This is a genomic window from Nodosilinea nodulosa PCC 7104, from assembly GCF_000309385.1.
GTDB lineage: Bacteria > Cyanobacteriota > Cyanobacteriia > Phormidesmidales > Phormidesmidaceae > Nodosilinea > Nodosilinea nodulosa.
This window is the reverse complement of sequence record NZ_JH976537.1, coordinates 3,230,063-3,252,160: the sequence shown is the minus strand read 5'-3', so window position 1 is coordinate 3,252,160 and position 22,098 is coordinate 3,230,063. Positions and strand designations below refer to the sequence as shown.

General features: G+C 57.9%; 17 protein-coding genes. 3 read left to right on the top strand and 14 right to left on the bottom strand.

Annotated elements, in window-relative coordinates; translation table 11 throughout:
- Positions 1-109: 109 nt before the first annotated feature.
- Positions 110-1,174 carry a tRNA dihydrouridine(20/20a) synthase DusA gene (gene dusA, locus LEPTO7104_RS0115020; RefSeq protein WP_051158501.1) on the top strand — a complete coding sequence of 355 codons (1,065 nt, stop codon included), beginning with the start codon at positions 110-112 and terminating at the stop codon, positions 1,172-1,174.
- Here dusA and LEPTO7104_RS0115015 read toward each other — a convergent pair.
- On the bottom strand, positions 1,157-2,368 hold the full coding sequence (locus tag LEPTO7104_RS0115015; RefSeq protein ID WP_017299400.1) for a TolB family protein: 1,212 nt from the start codon (positions 2,366-2,368) through the stop codon (positions 1,157-1,159). The two genes, dusA and LEPTO7104_RS0115015, sit on opposite strands and share 18 nt — an antisense overlap.
- A 502-nt stretch (positions 2,369-2,870) precedes the next feature.
- On the opposite strand from LEPTO7104_RS0115015, the gene LEPTO7104_RS0115010 reads away from it, so the two are divergent.
- Positions 2,871-3,749: an IS982 family transposase gene (locus LEPTO7104_RS0115010; RefSeq protein WP_017296738.1), complete on the top strand. Its 879-nt coding sequence runs from the start codon at positions 2,871-2,873 to the stop codon at positions 3,747-3,749.
- A 93-nt stretch (positions 3,750-3,842) separates the two neighbouring features.
- On the opposite strand, the gene LEPTO7104_RS0115005 is transcribed toward LEPTO7104_RS0115010, so the two are convergent.
- The 13 genes from LEPTO7104_RS0115005 to LEPTO7104_RS0114950 form a co-directional block, all read right to left on the bottom strand.
- Entirely contained in the window at positions 3,843-5,171 is a 1,329-nt protein-coding gene (locus LEPTO7104_RS0115005) for an IS4 family transposase (protein WP_083887074.1), read from the bottom strand.
- Positions 5,172-5,477: 306 nt separating this feature from the next.
- Positions 5,478-6,554: a hypothetical protein gene (locus tag LEPTO7104_RS0115000; protein WP_017299398.1), complete on the bottom strand. Its 1,077-nt coding sequence runs from the start codon at positions 6,552-6,554 to the stop codon at positions 5,478-5,480.
- 97 nt (positions 6,555-6,651) lie between these two features.
- Positions 6,652-8,538, bottom strand: coding sequence for an ATP-dependent zinc metalloprotease FtsH2 (gene ftsH2, locus LEPTO7104_RS0114995; protein WP_017299397.1), 1,887 nt, complete (start codon positions 8,536-8,538; stop codon positions 6,652-6,654).
- Between the two features lie 470 nt (positions 8,539-9,008).
- A complete protein-coding gene (gene gltX, locus LEPTO7104_RS0114990) occupies positions 9,009-10,448 on the bottom strand; it encodes a glutamate--tRNA ligase (RefSeq protein ID WP_017299396.1) in 1,440 nt (479 codons plus the stop codon).
- A gap of 32 nt (positions 10,449-10,480) precedes the next feature.
- On the bottom strand, positions 10,481-10,678 hold the full coding sequence (locus LEPTO7104_RS0114985; protein ID WP_017299395.1) for a hypothetical protein: 198 nt from the start codon (positions 10,676-10,678) through the stop codon (positions 10,481-10,483).
- A 271-nt stretch (positions 10,679-10,949) separates the two neighbouring features.
- Positions 10,950-12,728, bottom strand: a complete 1,779-nt coding sequence (locus tag LEPTO7104_RS0114980; protein ID WP_017299394.1) for an N-acetylmuramoyl-L-alanine amidase — start codon at positions 12,726-12,728, stop codon at positions 10,950-10,952.
- A 71-nt stretch (positions 12,729-12,799) separates the two neighbouring features.
- The gene (locus LEPTO7104_RS0114975) at positions 12,800-14,143 is read right to left on the bottom strand and encodes an LCP family protein (protein WP_017299393.1); all 1,344 of its coding nucleotides are present in this window, start codon (positions 14,141-14,143) and stop codon (positions 12,800-12,802) included.
- A 282-nt stretch (positions 14,144-14,425) separates the two neighbouring features.
- Positions 14,426-14,785, bottom strand: coding sequence for a hypothetical protein (locus LEPTO7104_RS0114970; protein ID WP_017299391.1), 360 nt, complete (start codon positions 14,783-14,785; stop codon positions 14,426-14,428).
- A 104-nt stretch (positions 14,786-14,889) separates the two neighbouring features.
- Positions 14,890-15,237: a DUF5615 family PIN-like protein gene (locus tag LEPTO7104_RS0114965; RefSeq protein ID WP_017299390.1), complete on the bottom strand. Its 348-nt coding sequence runs from the start codon at positions 15,235-15,237 to the stop codon at positions 14,890-14,892.
- Entirely contained in the window at positions 15,234-15,572 is a 339-nt protein-coding gene (locus LEPTO7104_RS0114960; RefSeq protein ID WP_017299389.1) for a DUF433 domain-containing protein, read from the bottom strand. The genes LEPTO7104_RS0114965 and LEPTO7104_RS0114960 overlap by 4 nt, the downstream gene beginning before the upstream one ends.
- 102 nt (positions 15,573-15,674) lie before the next feature.
- Entirely contained in the window at positions 15,675-15,902 is a 228-nt protein-coding gene (locus LEPTO7104_RS43630; protein ID WP_026072735.1) for a hypothetical protein, read from the bottom strand.
- A 243-nt stretch (positions 15,903-16,145) separates the two neighbouring features.
- Complete coding sequence (locus LEPTO7104_RS38305) at positions 16,146-17,111, bottom strand: toll/interleukin-1 receptor domain-containing protein (RefSeq protein WP_071527246.1); 966 nt, start codon at positions 17,109-17,111, stop codon at positions 16,146-16,148.
- Between the two features lie 172 nt (positions 17,112-17,283).
- A complete protein-coding gene (locus LEPTO7104_RS0114950; protein ID WP_026072734.1) occupies positions 17,284-19,659 on the bottom strand; it encodes a heavy metal translocating P-type ATPase in 2,376 nt (791 codons plus the stop codon).
- A gap of 435 nt (positions 19,660-20,094) precedes the next feature.
- Between LEPTO7104_RS0114950 and ggpS the strand changes: the two genes are divergently transcribed.
- Complete coding sequence (ggpS, locus tag LEPTO7104_RS0114945) at positions 20,095-21,603, top strand: glucosylglycerol-phosphate synthase (protein WP_017299386.1); 1,509 nt, start codon at positions 20,095-20,097, stop codon at positions 21,601-21,603.
- Positions 21,604-22,098: the final 495 nt, after the last annotated feature.

Sequence of the window (22,098 nt, the reverse complement as noted above, 5' to 3'; positions counted from 1 at the left end):
GCCCTAAAACCTACCTATCAGATCTATAGGTCAGAATAGATAAGCCTTCGGATAGACAGAGCTAGAGTGCTAAACTGCGAAGGCAAAGACCACCGAAACGCGCGGTTCTATGGCCGTATCGACACAACTTTTGGCAAATACGTTTGGAGCAGCGACGGCCATTGAGGTGCCAGTCAGCATTGCGCCCATGATGGATCGCACCGATCGCCACTACCGCTACTTCATGCGGCAGATTACTCGGCAGACACTGCTCTACACCGAAATGGTGACGGCCCAGGCGATTCTACACGGCGATCGCGAGCATTTGCTGGGCTTCACCCCCAGTGAATCTCCCCTGGTGCTCCAGGTGGGGGGCGACGATCCGCAGATGCTGGCCACCTGCGCCCGCGTGGCCGCCGACTTTGGCTACGACGCCATTAACCTCAACGTGGGCTGCCCCAGCGATCGCGTCCGCAGCGGCAACTTTGGGGCCTGTCTGATGACCCAGCCCGATCGAGTCGCCGAAGGCGTTGCGGCCATGATGGCCGCCAGCGCGCTGCCCGTCAGCGTCAAACATCGGATTGGCGTAGACGAGCTAGATCGTTACGAAGACATGGTGAATTTTGTCGATACTGTGGCGCAGACGGGCTGCCGTCACTTTACCGTCCACGCCCGCAAGGCCTGGCTCCAGGGGCTAAGCCCCAGGGACAACCGCACCATTCCTCCCCTGCGCTACGGCGATGTGCACCGCCTCAAGCAGGCCTTTCCGCACCTGTGGATTGAAATCAACGGCGGCTTTACGGGCCTAGAATCGGTGGCTGAGCAGCTGTCAAAGGTCGATGGCGTCATGATTGGGCGAGCCGCCTACGACCATCCCTACCTATTCTCAGACGTTGACCAACGGTTTTTTGCCGCGGGCAAGCCTGCCCTCAGCCGTCAGCGGGTGGTCGAAGCCATGCTGCCCTATATTGACCACTGGGTGCGCCAGGGGCTAAAGCTCAATAAAATTACCCGCCATATGCTGATGCTGTTTGCCGGGCAGCCCGGCAGCCGCCTGTGGAAGCAAATTTTAACCGAGGAATCCTGTAAACCAGAGGCCGGAGCCGCAGTGGTACAGGAGGCCCTGGCCGCCGTACAGCGTCAGGGCGAGATTCAGCACCAGCTCCAGCAGCGCCAGCTAGGGAGCTTCGCTTAGCCCGCCAGGCTGAGTCGCTAGGGATGCCGGGACCCAGACAAAGGGATAAACGTACTCGTCGATGCCGGTCAGGGGGGCGAGCTGACTGCCGTCGGGGTGCACCCGATACAGCACCTGGCTGCCCATGGGGTCGTCGGGCGGGGTGGCGGTGAAGGCGATCCAGTCGCCCGTCGGGGACCACTGGCTGTCTAGAACATTCTGCAAGGGCTGGGTCGTGAGGGCGGTAAAGTCCTGATCGACCAGGTTGAGCCGAAACAAGGTCTGCTGCCCGGCCTGGGCCCCGGAAGCAAAGACCAACTGCTGGCTATCGGGAGCCCAGCTGAGGGCATCGTAAAAGCCAGGCCGGGTAACCATTTGGGTTTCGCCAGTGTTGATGTTTACCAGGGAAATGACTTCCTGGTTGCTAAAAGGAGGGTTGAACGGCTTGTAGAAGGCGATGTAGCGGCTGTCGGGGGACCACAGGATGCGGCTGCGATAGATCTGAAAGTTGGGATCGGGGGTGAGCAGGCGGCGATCGCCGCCGTCGGCACTTACCACATTGAGGCGCTGGAGCGGGTAGCTTCCCTCGTAAAAGGCCAGGTGAGTGCCATCGGGGGACCAGGCCAGGGGGCTCCCGGCAGCGGCATAGGTGCCTGGGGTTTGGGTAATCCGGCGGGGGCGGCCGCCGTCTAGGGCGGCCACAAAGATATGCTGGCCCGTTACGTAGGCAACTTGGCTGCCATCGGGAGATAAGTACAGGTCAGACTCTAGGGCCGCAGGCAAGATATCTAGGGGGGTTACAGTCCCACTGGCGGTACTGAGAAAAAGGTCGATCTGGCCCAGTTCTCCAGGAATGGGAGTAGGGCAGCGCTGTTTGATCACCAGGGTGTCGCGATCGCGCTGCCAGAGGAGTTCGAGGCTGGGGGAGCGCGGGCAACTGCTGGTAAACACCAGTTGTGGCGCCTCGGCCCCTGGCTCAATGCGGTAGACTTCGCTGTAGTTTTGCACCACTGCCAGCTGTTGCCCATCGCTCGACCAGGCCAGATCCGTCAGAGTGCGATCGCCCTCGGGCAAAAGCGTTTGGCGATCGCCCCCGGCAGGTTCCATGCGAAATACCCCGTCTGGGGTAGCAAAGGATAAATCAGCGGCCTGAGCCGCCGTCAGGGTAAACGCCATTAGCCCAGTGGTGAACACCGCTACAGAGGATCGAATCACAGCTTCTCCTTGAGCATTCTATGTTTGTGATCATAGCCATGGCTGGGGCTGCTATACCTGCGAATTTGGCCCCGGGCTGGGCCAATCGAGCGATCTCATCCATGACCGTCCGGCTTTTGAGCTGCCAGGGACCTTGACGCCCATTGGCCCATGCCTGTGCCATGCATGGTGGTAAGCAGGTGATCCAGGGCGTGAACTCCGGTGCTGTATCTATTCCTGAGCCCATCACCGTCCTCAGCCTGTTTTTATATTTCTAAGCGCTGCCCGCCCGCAGAGGGCGACTGGATCAGGCGCGGGTAAAGGGTAGAGATTCCTGGGGAGATAGGTAACCTGAGTTCGGGATAAGGAAAGGAGGGGCTCTGTAAGCTGATATAGCTGTAGCCAGTCTGGTTAAGACATGTCTCCTATGACCGTTCAAACGTTTGAACGGTCATAGGGTTCCTGGATGTCCTAACCAACGTGACTATGGCTATATCACGTAAATGATTCAGCAGGCCCCCCTATGGATAGTCTAGAAGAGCTGTTTTGCCACATTGATGATTTCTGCTGTCAGTTCGAGCCGAAATGGCACCAGATGCTGCTGGGTGAAGGCGTTCAACACCGTCAGCGCCAGCGATCGCTGAGCTTAAGCGAGGTGATGACAATCTTGGTGTGCTTCCACCAGCAGCACTATCGCAACTTCAAGGCGTTCTACAACAAGCATGTCTGCGTGCACTGGCGAGAGGCCTTTCCTGGCCTGGTCAGCTATCACCGCTTTGTGGAGTGGATGCCGTCGGCTCTGCTGCCCTTATGCGTGTACCTGAAGCACTGTTTTGGCGCTTGTAGCGGCATCAGCTTTATCGATAGCAGCAGCCTCAAGGTGTGCCACAACCGTCGGATTCGACGCCACAAGGTGTTTCGCGGCCTGGCGGCTCGGGGCAAAACCTCAGTTGACTGGTTCTTTGGCTTCAAGCTCCACCTGGTGGTTAATGACCAAGGGGAGTTGCTCAACATCCAAATCACGCCGGGCAATACCGACGACCGCAAGCCCGCCTGTGACTTGCTTCAAGGCCTCTATGGCAAGGTCTTTGCTGACCGGGGCTATGTCTCCAAAGCACTGGCAGAACGCCTCTTTGAGACCTGTGGCATCGAGTTCTTTGCCAAACCCAGGCGCAACATGACAAACCACTTGATGCGGCTCACCGACAAGTTACTGGCCCGCAAGCGCGCCATTGTCGAAACCGTCATTGACCAGCTCAAGAACATCTCCCAGATTGAGCATTCCAGGCATCGCAGCCCTACCAACTTCATGGTCAATGTCATCTGTGGCTTGATTGCCTACTGCCATCAGCCCAAGAAGCCTTCCCTCAATCTTGACTTCGCTCTTCCTCCATCGGCTTAACCCGAACTCAGGTTAGGTAATCTCAGTTTGGGATAACGCTGTCCCCTCCTTGGAGCTATCCGTTACGCAAAAGTCGGCCAATGCCATAGCGGACTAGGTTTTGGTCACAAGGCGAGCCCCTTCTAGCATGTAATGGAGCTTGGTGTAGCCGCGCCACAACGTTTTAAGACCCGGTTGACCATCGCTCTTACGGGCTAAAAAGCCTCCCAGTTGGGCAATCCAGAGCATCGCTTGGTGCATTGTTGGCGGTGTTTTAGCACGGCTTTTTGGGGCGAATTTACGACGCAACAACCGCCACTCCTCGGGCTGTAGGATCGCGTCGCAGGAGGCCTCTGGAGTCAGACGGGCCTGATAGGTCATCGACATCAGTCGCCAAGCGACGATGCTGTAGGTGGCGAGTGCTTTGAGCAATCGGTCTCGGTGTTGCAGTTGCAAGTTTTCGAGTGTGCAGCCGCTTTTAAGGGTGAAATGGAACCGCTCGATCAGCCAGCGATAGCTGTACCACCGCACATACTGGCAGGCTTGAGCATAGCTCTCCAACGGCAACGTGGTTAGGAGTTTCCAGCAAATCGGCTTGCCCCCATCAGCCGGGACACCGATTTCCTCAACCCACAGGGCATTGAGCTCGATGGGCTGTAGCGATGGCTTTTGCCGGGCCAAATACTCCGGTACCGCCAGAGTAACGTGCAAGCCCCGCAGGTGCACCCGCGCGATACGGGCCTCTCGCTGGGGTGTCCGCCGAACCTCAACCTGGAGTTCCCCGAGCACCGGGGCTTGAGATAAGGCGATGAATAGTTTTCCCCACGCTTGTTTGATGCTGCGATTCGTCTTCACCCGAATCAAGAGCTCGCTATTGACCTGGCGGGGTTGGGCAAAGAGCTCAAAGATATCCGCTTCCCGGTCGGCCACCTGCACGAGCTGAACCTGCTCCGATACCTTGGCTTCAGCCGCCGTCAACGTCGTCAGCCAGCGATAGCTTTCTTTCTCCTCTATCGGTTTATGCTGATGTCGCTCTTGAGCCGAGCGGTCTTTCTGTTTTACCGGGGGAACCTCACGCACCCAGGTGTGTTGATGCAGCAGGCCCAGGGGCTCACCTGCTCCGCTGACCGCAAAACAGTTATGAACTTTGATCCCTTGCTGTTGGGTTTGATTGAGATAGCCCAGGCCAGTGGTTTGCGGATGACTCGTAAAATCAAAGTCGGTACTATCTTGAATCGACAACACCGTCTCACAACCTCGGGCTCGGGCGACGGTGCCCTCGCTATGACTGTTGAGAATCGCCTCACTGCTCACCGTAGGGTTTGACCAAAATCGGTAAATGCTCTGCGCTTCGCTACTGGTTTGACTCGCTAACGGCACACTGGCCGTGGGATGTCGGCTCAGTGCCGTTACAATCTTGCGCAGGCGTTTTGCGTGGCGCAGGTCTTGGAAATGACGGGGATTGATGTCTTAGCTCATCCAATCGTTCATGGCTTGGCTGACGGTTACAACGGCTTTTATCTTCCCGCAAATGGTTCCCCAAATGCCCGTCCTGTAACGCTTAGACATATTTGTGCCTAACGGATAGCTCCCAGGAGGGGTGCCCGAAGGGCGGGGTGGGTTAAACCTACGGCAAAATACAAGCTTCTAGATAGGGTGAGTTGCCATGCTGGCCTAGACAACCCACCCTACCCCTCCCAAGGAGGGGACAGTGGGCCTGCTTTGCCAAGGTCTTTTCTTATCCCGAACTCAGGTTAGGTAGTCAACGATGGCCTGGGCGATCTGCTCACTGCCATGCTGGGCGATCGCATCTGTCGTACGCGGCGGGTGCAGAGGCTGGGCCAAAAACTCCCACTCCCCCTGAAAAAATTCGGCGGGGCTGACAATTCGGTGCCAGCTGTAGTTTTGCATGCCGCGAACCAGCACAGGACCTTCGGCAAAGTCGTCGCGGGGAATAGTGACAATGGGCACGCCCAGGCGGCAGGCCTCCGAGAAGGTGCTAAATCCCGGTTTTGACACAATCCGGCCGCACAGGGGCATGACATCTACCGGGCGCAAGCCCCGCCGGGGCAGCTTGAGCAGGTTGGCTAAATCTGGCGCATCGCGATCAAAGGTGAGAAACTGCCAGTCTGGAAACTTAGCCAAATGGTGGTAGGGAATAGCCTCTAGCCCCAGCCCGCCAAAGGTGAGCAGAACCGTGCGCGATCGCGGGGTCTGGAGATGCCAGCGGGCTGTCAGGTCTGCGGCCCTGTAGCGCGGGGTGCCGCCAGTCAGGCCCACATCTTCGACCTGGGGGAAGGCGGACATGGGTTCGTGAAAGGGGAGGCGAAAGAGGCGATCGCACTGGCCAAAGCAGGCCCCAATCCAGTCGGCAGTGGCGGTGAACGCTGAGCCAAAGTCTCGATAGATAAAATCCCAGCCAAAGTTGCTCATCATCCAGCAGGGGATATCGGCGGCATGGGCGATCGCCGTGGCCAGCGGCGGAATATCGGCCAGCACCAGATCTACCCCCCGCTGCCTCAGGTAGGCGGCCTCCGCTGCAACGGTCTCCGCCTGGTGGGCCTGAATCTGCTGGAGCTGAGCCAGGGTAGCAGGCAGATCCATACTCAGGCTATCGGCCTGAAGTACGCCAATGTCAAAGGCCACCGGACGGTATTCATAGGCTGCGAGCACATAGTCATCGAGTAGCCACTGGGGAGCCGTGGTGGCCAGCACCAGATCCACATCGGGGCGCAGAGCTTTAACCTCAGCAGCCACGGAAGCGGCGCGGGTAGCGTGACCAAAGCCGTGGTTAGTAATTGCGATGTAGAGCGTAGGGCCAGGCATAGAGCATATCTCTATCACTAAAAACGCTAAAAAGGCTCGTCCGCTGGGGGCGAGCCTTGGTTACAGTCAGGTCGGACAGGAATCCGAGTAAACCATCCTAGAGCTGAGGTACAAACTGCTGCTTGTCGGGCACCACGGTGTACTCAGAAACAATCTGGCGGAACTCGTCACCGTCAATGGTTTCGCGCTCCACCAGCAGATCGACGAGGCGATCGACCAGGGCACGGTTTTCGTTCATGATGCGCTTGGCGTTCTCATAGCAGCTGTCTACGATCAGTCTCACCTGCCCATCAATGCGCGAGGACACTTCCTCGGAGTATTCTGAGCGAGAGAGCCAGTCGCGACCGAGGAAAACTTCGCCCTGGGAACTCTCCAGGGAGAGCGGCCCCAGATCAGACATGCCGAAGCGGGTGACCATCTGCCGCGCCATGTTGCTCACCTGCTGGAGGTCATTGCCTGCCCCTGTGGTCACTTCCGCATCGCCAAAGATGACATCTTCCGCCGCGCGGCCGCCCAGGGCGCCGGTAATTCTGGCCAGGATTTGAGCGCGAGAAATCAGCATCTGCTCTTCGCTGGGGGTAAACCAGGTCAGCCCCTGGGCCTGGCCGCGAGGAATCAGCGTCACCTTCTGCACCGGGTCGTGATCTTTGACCAGGGTGCCGATGATAGCGTGGCCAATTTCGTGGTAAGCAATCAGCCGCTTGCTCTTGCTGTCCACCAGGGGCGTACCCTCCATGCCCGCGATGACGCGGTCTACCGCATCGTCCACCTCGGCCATGGTCATGGCATCTTTGCGGCGGCGGGCGGTGAGAATAGCGGCCTCGTTGAGCAGGTTGGCCAAATCGGCCCCGGTAAAGCCGGGGGTGCGGCGGGCGATCGCCTCTAGGGAAATATCTTCCGACAGCTTCTTGTTGCGGGCATGAACTCCGAGGATTTCGACGCGGCCCTTGATATCGGGCGGGTCTACCATCACCTGGCGGTCGAAGCGACCGGGGCGCAGCAGGGCCGAGTCGAGCACGTCGGCCCGGTTGGTGGCGGCAATGATAATGATGCCGGTATTGCCCTCAAAACCGTCCATTTCGGTGAGCAGCTGGTTGAGGGTTTGCTCGCGCTCGTCGTTGCCGCCGCCGATACCCGCACCCCGCTGCCGACCGACGGCGTCAATCTCATCGATAAAGATGATGCAGGGAGCGTTTTCCTTGGCTTTCTTGAACAGGTCGCGCACGCGGGAGGCTCCCACGCCGACAAACATTTCCACAAACTCAGACCCCGAGATGCTGAAGAAGGGCACGCCCGCCTCACCTGCGATCGCCTTGGCCAGCAGAGTCTTACCCGTTCCGGGAGGGCCGACCAGCAGCACACCCTTGGGAATGCGCGCCCCAATGGCGGTGAAGCGCTCGGGCTTTTTCAAAAAAGTGACGACCTCTTCCAGCTCTTCCTTGGCTTCGTCAATACCGGCGACATCGTCGAACATGATGCCGGTCTTGGCCTCCATCATGAAGCGAGCCTTGGACTTGCCAAAATTCATTGCCTGGCCGGGGCCGCCCATGCCACCGCTGGAGCGGCGGAACAAAAAGAACAGGCCGCCAATCAACAGCAGCGGAAACAGGAGGTTGCCCAGCGCGCCGACCAGCGCCCCGTCGTTGCGAGGCGGGTGAGAGTCGAGGCTGATGTTGGCGGTGCGTAGACGGGTGACTAAGTCGGGGGAATTGCCCGGCAGGTCAACCCGCCAGCGCATGACTCGGTTGTCTAGCTCGGGGTCAACCGCTTCTACGATCGCAGTTCTGCCGCCGTCGTAGAGGTCGACCGCCGTCACGCGTCCGGCATCGAGATAGTCGAGAAAGCGACCATAGGTGAGGCGGGTATTGGCCGCATTTAGGCCCATGTCAGCGGGGGCTGACGAAAACGCTCCTTGCCACAAGAAAAACCCTATTACCAGCAGCGGCAGGGTCCACAGTAAGGCTACTCGCCACGAAAATTTCATACCTATGGCCTCTATTGACTAACGTGCACAGTGTTAACGAACGCTTCGTTAAGGGGGTGTTGAACGAACCTGAGCCTGGGCTTGCCCTTGCCTGAGAACGGGCCGTTGCCGAACTAGGCCGGGGGAAACCGCAGGTCGGGAAAAGAAAATATGAGATAAATCTTTACTTAATGTAACGTAAGCCGTGGGACTGGGCAAATCCACGGCTAAATTAACGGCTTTGGAGCCATTAGCCTACGGGCGCACAGCTTCTCCCCTACTGCTTACTTTAGCGGGTTATCGGGTTTAGAGGCGCGCAGAAACTGCGGGCATGGTCAAAGCACACCCCTTGATCCCCAAGTGCCGGGGGGATGAGGGCACCCTGCGGGCGCGGCTGGGGCTGACGGAACCCGCTCTGTCTACGGCGTGCGCGACACCGAGCCCAGGCGCTGGCCGCGATCGCGCTGGGTGGCAGCGCTGGTTGAGGGCGCTCAGGTCAGCGCCAGCGCCCCCTTTAGCCGCGCTACATCAAACCCGCGCTGACGCAGAATTAGCCACGAGTCCATTAGGTCTGGTCCCTGGAGGGCACCCATCAGCGCCGCCCGCATCGATTTCATCACCAGCCCTTTCTTGACGCCCTGGGCCTTGGTGACATTGTTCACCAGCGCTTTGAGATCGTCGGTGGTGACAGGGGATGTCTCCGTCAGCTCGGTCAAAACCCCCTCCAGCACGGCGGCTACCCCATCGAGCTGCACCTGGGCCTTGGCATCGTCGGTAAAGTCAACGGTTTCGGTAAAGAAAAAGCGGCTTTGCTCGACGATATCCGTAAGCCGGGTGAGGCTGGGACCGAGCAGCGCTACCAGCGGCAGCAGCCAGCTGTGGTCAGCGTCAGTCAGGGCATATCCTGCGTTCTTCAGGTAGGGTTGGGCCAGTTTCAGCAGGGCGGCAGGCTCCATGCTGTGGAGGTACTGGCTGTTGAGCCAGTCGAGCTTGTCCCAGTCGAACTTGGCCCCGGCCTTGTTGACGCGATCGAAGCTGAACTGCTGGGCCGCTTCGTCGAGGGTGAACTGCTCGGCGGCGTCGGGAGCCGACCAGCCCAGCAGGGTCATGTAGTTGGCCAGGGCGGGGGCGACAAAGCCCATGTTTTGGAAGTCGGAAATGGAGGTGACGCCGTCGCGCTTCGAGAGCTTTTGGCCCGTCTGGTTCAAAATCAGCGGCGTGTGGGCAAAGGCGGGCACCGCAGCCCCCAGCGCCTCGTAGAGCAAGATTTGCTTGGCGGTGTTGGCGATGTGGTCTTCGCCGCGAATGACGTGGGTGATAGCCATGTCGATGTCGTCGACCACTACGGCCAGATTGTAGAGAGGTTGGCCAATCGTGCTGGCTGAGGAGGCCCGCGCCACAACCATGTCGCCGCCCAGGTCGCTGGCCTGCCAGGTGACAGGGCCGCGCACCAGGTCGTTCCAGGTGATGGTGCGGCTGTCGTCGATTTTGAAGCGAATGACAGCGGGGCGGCCTTCGGCTTCAAAATCGGCCTGTTGATCGGGCGTGAGATCGCGGTGGCGGTTGTCGTAGCGGGGGGCCTGGTTTTTGGCCTTTTGGGCCTCGCGCATGGCGTCGAGTTCGGCGGGGGTGTCGTAGGCGCGGTAGGCGCGGCCTTTGTCGAGCAGGGTTTGGATGGCCTGGCGGTAGAGGTCGAGCCGCTGGGACTGAAAGAAGGGGCCTTCGTCCCAATCCATGCCGAGCCAGCGCAGGCCGGAGAGAATGTTTTCGGTGAATTCTGGCTTGGAGCGCTCTTCGTCGGTGTCTTCGATGCGGAGGATGAACTGGCCCCCTTCGTGGCGGGCGAACAGCCAGTTGAATACGGCGGTGCGGGCGGTACCAATGTGCAGATTCCCGGTGGGGCTGGGGGCAATGCGAACGCGGACGGTCATGGGGTTTCCTGCACTCTCGACAAGTTTTTATTCTAGAGGGTGGGGCGATCGCATTGGGTTTCTTTTGCCGTGAAGTCGCGAGCGGTGGCGGTGGGGTTGGGCTTTGGGGCGGCAAACGGCTGTTTGCCCAGCGGGGAGAGTTGCTTGCGACTAGTAGAACAGGCCGTTCTTAGCAGGGTGGATAGCGGCGCACAATCGCTGTCAAAGGCCAGATCTGCTGCTGGGGCCATTTCGCTGGCCCCAGACCCCCGTCGAGAAAGGCGTTCCGCCGCCCTTCACCCCACGGAAAGGATTAGCTGATCATCGGTTTAAACCCCTGTTCTGCAAATCAGCCTATACGCAAAACTCAACCCTGCTCTCTCGATCCTTCCACCACATCAACTCTCACTCATCCCCTAACCCCCCTTATCCCCCATCTCCCCTACTCCCCATCTCCTCTGCTCCCCATCTCCCCATCTCCCCTGCTCCCCCACGCCCCAACGCCCCTACTCCCCCACTCCCCTACTCCCCCACCGCCTGCTGCACCCACAGTTCCACCCCCTCCGCCAGGGTTTCCGCTAATTTCGCCTGCTCTTGCGGATTCGTGACCCACTCGAATTCAGTAGGGTTGGTCATGAAGCCTAGCTCTAGGAGTACTGAGGGAGCGACGTGGGGGCGGGTGAGGGCGAGGTTGTTCCAGAACACGCCGTAGGAGGGGCGATGGAGCTGGGTTACCAGGTAGTCGTGGAGAAACTGGGCCAGGCTGTGGGATTGGGTATTAAACCAGAAGGTGCCAATACCAGCGGTATTTTGGGCATCGCCGCTGTCGGGTAGGGCGTTGTGGTGAATGCTAATGGCCAGGGTGGGTTCGACCTGGTTAATCTGGGCGGGGCGATCGTTGACGCCGAGGGTGCTGTCGTCGGTGCGGGTCATGATCACAGTCGCCCCTCGCGCTTCTAAGGCGGCTTTTAGCAGCAAAGACACTTGCAAATTCACGTCTTTTTCGGGGGTGCCGTTGGGGCCGCGAGCGCCGGGTTCATCGCCGCCGTGGCCGGGGTCCACCAAAATGGTGGTGCCAGCCAGGGGGCGAGAGGCCTGTACAGCGGGAGGATGGCGGAGCGATAGCACCAGGGTCGTGCCTTCGTAGCGCAGCTTGTAGCCCCACTGCTGGTGAGTTTTGAGGTGGATGCGGTACTGCACCTGGTCGGGCAGCACGGGGTTCCAGTCCAGTCGCTCAATCAGCGCGTCATCGGTGACGGAGATGGTGTCGGTCTGGGGCACGGTGTTGTACAGCGTCAGGGTGAAGGTGTCGGTATCTTGCTGAACGCTGACGGGCACGGGCACCTGGAGGGGAAAGTAGAGTTCTGTCCAGCCGGGGATTTGGCGGGAGGTGACGCCGCGAATCAGCGATCGCGGCAGCGAGCCTCCCGCTACCGCCTGGGTTTCGCTGGCCCGAATCCAGCCGCCGTAGTCGAGGCGCAGCCAGTCGCCCTCGCGACCCGTGACCCTGGCGCGGGTGCCCTGGGGTAGGGGAGTCAGGCGTGAATAGTCGGTGCTGGGGCCGGTGCGGGCTACCCCGGCGGCGGCGGTGACCTCTACCACTGCGATCGCATTGGGCGCGCTGGGATCCAGAATGCTCACCGCACCGGGGGCCTGGGCCGTCACCGTGGCACCGCCCTGGGTGAGGCGATAGGTGGGCTGGCCCAGGTTGCCGGGGGCGGAGGCCATAAAGCAGCTTTCGTAGTGGCTGGGGCCAGTAGTAGCGATGGGGCCGGCCTGGTCGGTGAGGACGGCGGAATTGGGGGGCAGGTCGGTGCGATCGCCCTGGGGCAGCAGGCTATAGGTCTGCCCCGCCAGGGAGGCCGTCACCGTGGCGTTGGCCGGGGCGACGGCCCCCAGGCAGACCCAATCCCCCGGCTGGCGAGTCATATCTACGGCTGGGACCAAAGATCCTTCTGCAAAGCCCAGGGTGTCAGGCAGAGAAGGCCCAGGGGCGACGCGGTTGACGGTAATCGTCAGGGTTTGATCGCCCTGGGTGAGGGTAAAGGTGTTAGGGCCAAGCTTGAGAGGGCGCGACGGCGCAAAGTTGCCCGACGGGCTGCGCCCCTCAATGGGTTCGCCATTGAGCAGCACCGGCTGATCCGCCGCGCCCGTACCAATGAAGAAAATTTGCGCCGCCGTAGTTTGGTGACCATCGGGCGGATAGACCACCTGGAGCGGTGCCTCGGCTCGGGCTACAGTGTTTATGCCCAACGTCCCCAAGCCTGCTAGCGCGGCTGCGCCCCAAACCCACTGCGCCATAGCGGTATTCCCATGCGATCGCTACCCCGCCAGTCTACGCCCCCCGGGGCATTCTCCCAACCCGGCAGCGGCTAGAGCGACTGGCCCAGGCCCTGGTTCCAGTCTTCGCCCAGCTGAACGGTGATGTCAGAACTCAAGGCCCCGGTGCTTTCAACCCGCACTTCCCCAATGCCCAAAAACCGGTGCACGATTTCGGCGGTAGCCGCATCGCCCCGCTGGGCCACGATGCGGCTAATCGGCAGCGGCTCATTCAGCGTTTTATCGACAAACACGTTGGAGTAGCCGCTGTCGCGCAGCGCCTTGGTCAGCGCCTGCACCGCCACCGGGTTATTGGTACTGTCTTGAATGGCAACCCGCACCCGACTGGGGTCGCTGGTGGCGGCTACCTTCTGGGTACCAAAGCCAAAGTACTGATCGACCATGGTGTCGATGTCGTTATAGGTGGGCAGCCAGTAGCTCGCCGCAAAATCCTGGGGACGGCTGAAGGTGCCCGGCAGCATTAACATCTGCACATTGGAGCGGTTGATTTGGGCACCGTATCCCACCAGGGCCAGCAGCTCTTCCACAGAGAGATTGGTATCGACGTTGGCCTGAATCACCGAGAGAATCTTAGGCAGTCGGGCAATGGTGGCCGGGTTGAGCGTTTGCTCAGCCAGGGCGCGCATAAACATTTGCTGCCGCTGAATGCGGCCAATATCACCCTGGGCATCGTAGCGGAAGCGCAAAAACTGGAGCGCCTTGTTGCCATCCAGCTTTTGCTCGCCAGCCTTCAGGTTGATGTAGAGGTGCTGGCTGTCATCGTGATACTTCATATCTTGGGGCACGTTGACCGTCACGCCGCCCAAGGCATCGATCAGCTTCTCAACCCCCTGGACATTGATGCGCACGTAGCGATCGATCGCCACCCCACCCAGGAGATCGCTCACAGATTCTGCCGCCAGGGCCGGACCGCCATCGCGATTGGCTTCGTTGAGCTTCGTCAGCCGACCGCGCACGTAGGTGCGGGTGTCGCGGGGCAGCGACAGCACCACCAGTTGCTCAGTCTGCGGGTTAAACCGCAGCAGCAGCATCGAATCGGAAAGGCCGTCAAAGGAATTCACGAGGGCCTGGTAACCAAGTCCCTTCAGCTCTGGCGGTACATCGTTGATATCTGTCGTAATAACCTTTACGCCCAACACAAGAATATTGACCGGGCGCGTCAGGCGCGGCAGACGCAGGTTGCCAGTCGATGAAATCGGCGCTTCTTGGTTGAACGCCCCCGACTCCTGAGCGTTGAGCGGCTGCTGCTGGAGTGGTGCCGCCGACAGTGAAACCGCCAGTAGCGCCCCACCGACTCCAGATACTCCGGCCACTGCGGCCAGGGCAATCCCAATACCCAACACCCGAGGAATGCGCCGCCGCTGCTGAGCGGGCATTTTTTGAGGATGCCCCTGGGGTGAACGAGCTTTGAGATGTTGGGGGTTACGTTGGGACACCAGAAACCTCGATGGGCAGTAGATAGTGAACGCTACAAAGATGGCAGGCTCGATCGGCAAAAGACCTGCAAAATTTTTAGCTGCATGTTAGCAGCAATTTCAGCCGCTAACCCACGCAATATAAACCAGAGCTGACAAAACACGTTAATAAACAGAGTAGATGGGCGCTGGCTCTGGAGCCAGTCCAAACTGCTCCAGCTGTGTAAGGCCAAGATACTCCCCTCAGGGCAAACGCTTGCTCAACGGGCTAAAACCGGGCAGACTAACCGATTTTCCCTGTAACAGACGCACCATGAGCACCAGGTTAGTGAGGGTATACCCCGTAGTCACCAGAGTATTGGTAATCAGCAGCCGCAGCGACAGCCCCGGTGCCAGATGGCTGCCAGCGCTGAGCAGCCCGTAGGCAATCACCCAGCTCAAGGCCAGAGTCACCACCAGCCGACTGACGGCGAGTTCTTGGCGGCTGCCCTGCTTTTGCCACAGGCTGTAGGCCGCTGGCACCACTCCAAAGATAGGAACCAGGTAAATCGTTAGCTTCAGGCGTTCGAGGGTTTCCCCCGAGGCGGGACTGGCTTTTTTCATACACGAAGGGCCGAGGCCCAGCAAAGAGGTATGCCCCGATTATGCCCCACACGCCCCGTCTCCGTGTATTTGTAGGTTGCTTAGACCCGTTCTTGTCATCAGGCTCAAAGAGGAATGTAGTAGATTTGGCCATCTAAATCCTCTGCTGTACTGCAATCTAAAATCAGACAAATATCGTCAATAGCCTTGCCTATGGCAATATCTGTACGGATTTCAATAACTCCTGGCATGGGGAGATTAGTCGCTACTCTTTCATAGGCGTAGCGTGTGATGGTAGCTACATCATGGGTGAGCAAAATACGATTGTTATCCGCAGCCCAGGCCAGCACAGGAGGGTCGTCTACACCTGATAGGCCAACATCTTGTACGCGAAGAATATCAATGCTGGGGTCTCGGCGCAGCAATCCCCTGACAATTGTGTTGTCGAGGTTCTCGTCGGCTAGCAACTTCATTGGGATTGCTGTTCTAGCCTGCGAGCAAGTAGGCGATCGCGTAAACCTTGCGGGTCAAACCGCGACTGGTTCATTTGGCGAATTTCTTCAGCTTGCTGCTGGCGTTGCTTGAGGTATGTTTCTACTTCTTGCTCATGGTTGAGGTAGTAGGCAATAGTCGCGTATACGTCGCCAAGCTTTAGAGAAGGATAGCGATGGACAATCTCTTCTGCTGTAGATCCCCGGTTAAATACAGCAACGACGGTATCTAAAGTCACGCGCGTGCCGCCGATCAGAACTACGCCGTCAGAATTGACAGTGAGCGGGGCAGGTTCCGCTAAGATTGCAAGGGACATGGCAATGGTTCCTCATGAGAATTAGAGTTGATTTACAGGCATGTCGGCTAGTTATTAAATACGTACATTATATAGGTTTTTATTGAACAGATTTTTTAAAGACTAATTGGCATCTTGAGCAGCCAGCATGGCATTCATATGGGTGAAAATGTGATCCAACTCTCCAATCGCTTCTAGCTCGGCAATTTCATCAGTCGTGAGTTGATCCGCTTTTTTCTTGTCTGGAAGATCCTCCATTCGCAATTGGAGGGAGTCACTGAATTTAAACAAACTCCAGTTGCCAACTTTCTCAACCTGAATCTCATGAATTAAGAATGATGGCTTGTTAATTAAGAATGATGGCTTGTTATATCAAGTCCGGCCAATTAACCTAAGAATTGTAGGCCGCTAACCCTTGCCCACCCTGAGTCTATAGTGTGGTCGATTAAGCGGACTTGATATTAAGAGGTAGGATCATAACATTCTCTGTCACGCTAGCCCAATCAAATGACTTATTGTGCAAAAATCTTAAATTATTACATCCTTAGAGTAATTCTCAAATTTTGAATGGTATCTCTGCCTTTGGTATTAGCATTAATCATCTAGCACTCGTGCGATTGAATCACAATACTCATTTACTCTACGAGATAATGCAGCTGCATTGACTGCGGCACCATAGCTGTAAAATGAAAGAGTGGCTGGACATGGGTTAATTAAATCCAAACTATTAAAGATGACCATTCCGCCCTTAGGTTCAAGTGAAGCCATTAAGGGTTTTGGTAAATCTCTAATTGCAGACACTATTTCCTCATTGACGAATAAAGAGATACTCGATTCAGTGGGCGAGACAACGCAGCATAAAATCTTAGGACCTTCGATAAAATCTCTTACTCTTGCAGACAGAGAAACAGCTACTCCGTTATTTGATGATAGGCGAACAACGATGTCTCTATTATTCTGCACAAAAACGGAAAGTCTGTTATCAAAAGAATCCTCTCGCCCTATGTCAAATATATACTTGTCTATACTTTTCTCATACAGATAGCCAAGCTCAAATCTTATCGCGACATGAAGACCTCCAGTTGCGATGTCCTCATCTAGTGCAGGAGTATCTGATCTTATATATTGCAGATCACTTTTAAAACTCGTGTCCTCAAAAATTTTTCTGACAACTTCCTCAATGCCTTTATCGCTATTTGCAGAATATATATCAGCTAGAAGCGGATATATATTTCTTACGTCGTCATTTGTGATTCCGTGGTAAATAATGATGAGGCGCAAGCTAGATGACACATGGAGATTAAATATTGACTGTAGCTCTGCTTGTGTCCAATTTTTCTGAAAAAATGCTTCACTTAATACTATTATTGCAAAATCTGCGCTTTGTAATCCTTCGTTTATTTTCTGAGTTAGACTGTCTCCCAATTTAATGCTGTATTCGTCATAAAAAATAGATGCACCACTTTTGAGTAGATATTTTGCCAAAGGGCGAACAAAGGATTCTTTGTCTTCCGATGCATGACAAATGAAAAATGCTGCCTTATCTGATGTTGTGTCCATTTTGAACTTCCAGAAACGGCGTATAAAATTCCGGTCACAATGCTGACTTGAGGTATGGATCTATTAAAATGAACAGGTGTCGAAAGCTCCTCTGAAAAAGGACGGGGAACTTGTTTTGCATGTTTTGAAAAAATCGTGAGATAAACAATGCTTGTTTGTATTGTCTGAGCAATCAGCGTCGAAGCAAAAGAGAGTTGACCACTACCGCCACTGAACTAAACGCCATCATGCCACCCGCTGCTGCGGGGCTGAGGCTGACCCCAGCGACAGGCAACAACACCCCCGCCGCCAACGGGATCGCCACCAGGTTGTAGGCAAAGGCCCAGGCCAGGTTTTGGCGAATTTTGTTGAAAGTGGCGCGGCTGAGGGTGAGGGTTTCGAGCAGGCCGGTCAGGTCGTTCTGCATGAGAATGACATCTGCCGTTTCCATTGCAATGTCGGTGCCGGAGTGGAGGCTGATGCCCACATCGGCCTGGGCCAGAGCGGGGGCGTCGTTAATGCCGTCGCCCATCAGCGCTACGGTGTGGCCTTCGGCCTGGAGCTGGCGAATGGCATCGACTTTGCCCTGGGGGGAGACTTCGGCCATGACCTGGCTGGGGTTGAGGTTGAGCTGGGTGGCGATCGCCCCCGCCACCTCTTTGCTATCCCCCGTCAGCACCCGCACCTGTAGCCCTTGTGCTTGCAAATTGTTAACTACGGCGACGGCTTCGGGGCGGAGCTGGTCTGCGATCGCAACCAAACCCACAATATTTTCGCCCAGCGCCACATACACCACCGTCTGCCCCGCGATCGCCAAAGCTTTAACCTGGTCTTGCACGTCGGCATCCAGCACCATGCCTCGCTGGGTCATCCACAGCTGGTTGCCCAGGGCGCAGGGAAGAACATCATCGCGCCAGGTGATTTGGGCGACGACGCCTAAACCGGGCTGGGTATCAAACTCGTCGGCTTGGAGCAGATCTAATTCTCGCTCGGTGGCCGCCCGGTGAATAGCCTTCGCCAGGGGATGCTGGGTGCCGCTTTCGACGGTGGCGGCCAGTTGCAGAATGTCGGTTTCGCTGAGTTCATCCCCCAGGACTTGAATCGCCGTTACCTGGGGCTGGCCCTGGGTGAGGGTGCCGGTTTTGTCGAACACCACCGTATCGAGGTGATGGATGGTTTCGAGGCTGTCGCCGCCGCGCAGGAGCAGGCCGCGCTCGGCTCCAATCCCTGAACCCACCAGAATGGCGGTGGGAGTGGCGAGGCCCAGGGCGCAGGGGCAGGCGACGACCATGACCGCGATCGCCAGCTTCAGACTCACCAGCAGCGTTGAGGAGGTCACCGTCATGGTGTGGCCCATGTGGGCCATGCCCAGGGCTGAGTCCATCACGCCTGGCCAGTGGGGCAGGCCGACGAAGTACCAGAACAAGAATGTGAGCACCGCCAGGCTCAGCACGCCGTAGGTGAAGTAGCCCGAAATCAGATCTGCCAAGCGCTGAACCGGGGCCTTGCGGCTCTGGGCGGTTTCCACCAGGCGCACCATTTGGGCCAGGACGGTGTTTTGGCCGGTGCCCGTGACCTGGATTGCGATCGCGCCTCCCTGGTTGACCGTGCCCGCCGTCACCCCATCCCCCGGCTGCTTCAGCACCGGCATCGACTCGCCGGTCAGCATCGACTCATCGACGGTGGTCTGCCCGGTCACCAACGTGCCGTCGGCGGAAATTTTTTCGCCTGGCAGCACCTGCACCCATTCCCCCACCTGAAGACAGCGGGCGGGCACCTCAACCCCGGTTTGGGCCACCCCAGCGGTGGCGGGATTTGAAATCAGCCGGGCCACGGCGGGCTGGAGTTCGACCAGCGATCGCAGCGCATCCGCCGCCCGGTATCTGGCCCGCTGCTCTAGCGTGCGGCCCAGCAAAATAAACGCCAGCAGCATCACCGGCTCGTCAAAAAAGCACTCCCAGCCCAGCCCTGGGAACACCAGCGCCACCACGCTGGCCAGATAGGCGCTGCCGCTGCCCAGGGCCACCAGGGTATTCATATTGGGGGCACCCCGGCGAATGCCCTGCCAACCATCGATCAGAATTTCCCTGGCCGGGAAGGCCAGCGTGCCGGTAGCCAGCAGGGCGTGGAACCAGAGGTCGCTGAGAATGGGGATTGTCAGCCAGCCGAAGTGGTGCAGGTGGCCAATAGTGGAGAGGATCAGGAGGGCGATCGCCAGTCCCAGCCGTCGCCCCTGCTGCTGCTGCTCTGCCCGCTTGGCCTCGACCCAGGCGGTGAGGTCATCGCCATCGCCATCGCTGGTTCGCGGTGTGGCCTTAAACCCTGCCTGAGTCACCGCTTCCGCCAGGTCTGCCGCCGTCACGGCCCCGGCCTGGGCCTCAACCACCGCTACTTCAGTTACCAAATTCACCGTGGCCGATCGCACCCCCTCTACCTGAGTCAGCCGACTTTCGACGGCCCGCACGCACCCGGCGCACTTCATGCCGCTGATGCTGAGCACTACCGTATGGCTAGACGACTGCGCTGATGCTGTGTCTTGGGCGGATGGTTGAGCAGAAAGAACTTGCATGGGGCAAAAGCTAGGGGCAGCAGTAAATCTAGCCTACCAAGCCGCTTCGAACTGTGGGTATCTGCTGACTTAGCTAAACAACTGCTCAAAAACTCTGATTGCGCTGCGCCTTGCGTCGCTGCAACCGGGGCCAGCCAACCTCTCAAGCCCGTTGTGGATGGGAGATGCAGAGGGTTGCGCAGCGCTCGGCCCGGGACCCTGAACTACTCTCTGCGCAGTCTGGGCCAGCGCTAGTGATTTGGGCAAACCTCACAAAGATCATAGAATCTCGGCAGGGCCTCTATCTATAGACATAGGGATATACCCCTAGGTAGATGCCAGCGTAGCTCTATATACATAGAATTGCTGCGTAATGTAACAGTACGTGTGGAGTTTGCCCAGCAGCCGTCCCGCGCCCATTGCCACAAGCAAAGAAGCCAGGAGCAACTAGCCCTAATGAAATCCTCTTTAGTAATTCTCTATCACCGCGAACCCTACGACGAGGTCGTTGAAAACGGCAAAACCGTCTATCGCGAGAAAAAAAGCCCCAACGGCATTGTGCCGACCCTGAAAAGCTTTTTTGCCAATGCCGACAGCAGCACCTGGGTGGCCTGGAAGCAGGTCGCCGAAGACCAGCAGGGGAGCTTTGACGAGCGAGTCACCATGGAAGGCTGGAGCGATCGCGCCGTCATCCGCCGCATTCCCCTCAGCGCTGAGCGGGTCAAAGACTTTTACTACATCACCGCCAAAGAGGCAATCTGGCCCATTCTGCACTCTTTCCCCGAGCACTTTACCTACGAAAGCTCCGACTGGGAAAACTTTCAGCACATCAATAAGCTGTTTGCTGAAGCCGCCTGCGAAGAGGCTGCCGACGACGCCCTGATCTGGATTCACGACTACAACCTCTGGCTAACGCCCTTCTACATTCGGCAAAAAATGCCCAATGTGAAGATCGCCTTCTTCCACCACACCCCCTTCCCCGCCGCCGATGTGTTCAACATTCTGCACTGGCGCGAGGCCATTGTAGACAGCCTGCTCTGCTGCGACCTGTGCGGCTTCCACATTCCCCGCTACGTCGAGAACTTTGTCTCGGCGGCCCGCAGCCTGCGCGATGTCAAGCTGGTGGAGCGCAAGCCCGTGCCCGAGGCCTTTACCCCCTTCGGCACCGCCCTGGCCGAACCCGAGATGACCGCCAAATTGGAATACAAAGGCCGCATTGTCAACGTCGACGCCTTCCCGGTGGGAACCAACCCCGGCTACATTCACGAGACCGTGAACAGCCCCGCCGTTTTGGACCGCGTCAAGGCAATTCGCGACGACATCGGCGACAACAAGCTAATTGTCTCCGCCGGTCGGGTTGACTATGTCAAAGGCGCAAAGGAAATGCTGCTCTGCTATGAGCGCCTGCTGGAGCGTCGCCCTGAGCTGCGCGGCAAGGTAAACCTGATTATGACCGCCGTCAAGGCCGCTGCGGGCATGCGGGTCTACAAAACCGCCCAGAGCGAAATTGAGCAAATGGCAGGCCAAATCAACGGTCGCTTCTCGACCCTGACCTGGAACCCGATTTCACTGTTTACCGAGCCCATCCCCTTTAACGACCTGATGGCGCTGTACAAAACCGCCGACATCGCCTGGATTCCGCCCCTGCGCGACGGTCTCAACCTGGTAGCCAAAGAATACATTGCGGCCCACGGCGGTGAGAGCGGTGTGCTGGTGCTGTCAGAGTTCACCGGCTCTGCGGTTGAGCTGCCCGATGCGGTGCTCACCAATCCCTACTCCGACAAGAATATGGACGAGTGCATTGACATGGCCTTGAATATGCCCCTGGAAGAGCAAAAGCGCCGCATGGCCAACATGCACAGTGCCATCACCCGGTACGACGTACAGCAGTGGGCCAACCACATGTTCCGCGAAGCCAATGCGGTAGACATTAAGACCTCCAAACCCGAGCTGATCACCGCCTAGTTCTGTTATGTGGGCTCTCTGCGCAAGGGGTGCCACGGCTATGCCTGACACCCCTAACATTGAGGCTCTGAGGCAGCCCGACCTGACCATAGGGAGTAGAAGCACCATGGTTGATGCACCCCTACGGAGAGACCTAGGGGATTTGAATTTTTATTTTGTAGAAGATTTCTTTAAGAAAACGCTCAGCCAGATTTCTGCCTGCCCCCCCCCCTGATGACAAGAGGGATTGAAAATAGCCTAACCCCTCAGAATCTAGGGGAATTGAGCCTTTAGGAAGGCTCAGCTGCCGAATTGCAGGGTCTTGTCAGGCAGGTCTTTTGCCCTAGCCCTTCGCTCAAAGTGATGCGTTACGCTGACGCCAGAGCCCCCGGCACAGGAGTAGCCTCGGCCAGGCTGCATCCCACCAGTGCTGATTTCCGCCGACCTAAAGAATTTTCTGTGCTTGTCAATTACCCGCCTACCGACCCGCTCCCCTAGTTCACCCCAACCCTCGAG